The sequence below is a fragment of the Streptomyces phytophilus genome (assembly GCF_013870535.1).
In the GTDB taxonomy this organism is placed as follows: Bacteria; Actinomycetota; Actinomycetes; order Streptomycetales; family Streptomycetaceae; genus Streptomyces; species Streptomyces phytophilus.
In genome coordinates this window covers 1-1,083 of the sequence record NZ_JACBXC010001679.1, presented here as the reverse complement: position 1 = coordinate 1,083, position 1,083 = coordinate 1, and the positions used below count along the sequence as shown (strand labels likewise).

Sequence of the window (1,083 nt, the reverse complement as noted above, 5' to 3'; positions counted from 1 at the left end):
CCGTGGGCCACGCCCACATCGACAGCGCCTGGCTGTGGCCGGTGCGCGAGACGGTGCGCAAGTGCGCGCGGACCTTCACGAACATGACCGCTCTCGCCGCGGAGTACCCCGAGCTGGTCTTCGCCTGCTCCTCCGCGCAGCAGTACGCCTGGATGAAGGAGCGCCACCCGGAGGTCTTCGACCGCATCAGGAAGGCCGTCGCCGCGGGCACCTGGGCGCCGGTCGGGGGCATGTGGGTGGAGGCCGACGGCAACCTGCCCGGCGGCGAGGCACTCGCCCGGCAACTGGTCCACGGGCGCCGCTTCTTCGAGGAGGAGTTCGGCATCGGCCAGGCCGGGGTGTGGCTGCCGGACTCCTTCGGCTACACCGCCGCGTACCCCCAGCTGGCCCGGCTGGCCGGCGCCGAGTGGTTCCTCACCCAGAAGCTCTCCTGGAACGAGACCAACCGGCTGCCCCACCACACGTTCGCCTGGGAGGGGATCGACGGCACCCGCATCTTCACCCACTTCCCGCCCGTCGACACCTACAACGCCGAGCTGACTGGCGCCGAACTGGCCCACGCCGAGCGCAACTTCGCCGACAAGGGCCCGGCCACCCGATCGCTCGTCCCGTTCGGCTTCGGCGACGGCGGCGGCGGCCCCACCCGCTCGATGCTGGAGAAGGCGCGCCGGCTGCGCGACCTGGAGGGCTCGCCGCGCGTCAAGAGCGGTGCGCCGGACGCCTTCTTCGCCGCGGCCCGCGCGGAATACGAGCGGCTGCCGGTGTGGCGCGGCGAGCTGTACCTGGAGAACCACCGGGGCACGTACACCAGTCAGGCCCGCACCAAGCGCGGCAACCGCCGCTCGGAGGCGCTGCTGCGCGAGGCCGAGCTGTGGGCCGCCACGGCGGCGGTACGGGCCGGCGCCCCGTACCCGTACGAGCGGCTGGCGGCGGTCTGGGAGCGGGTGCTGCTCAACCAGTTCCACGACATCCTGCCCGGCACCTCCATCGCCTGGGTGCACCGGCAGGCCGAGCAGGTCTACGGCGAGGTCCGCGCGGAGCTGGAGGCGATCATCGCCGAGGCCCTCGGCCGGCTGCCCGCCG

Annotated in this window: 1 protein-coding gene; it reads left to right on the top strand. The window is 73.3% G+C overall.

From position 1 onward, the window contains the following. Positions 1 to 1,083, top strand: a 1,083-nt coding sequence (locus H5J30_RS35175) for an alpha-mannosidase (protein ID WP_374101071.1), incomplete at both ends; no start/stop codon positions are given.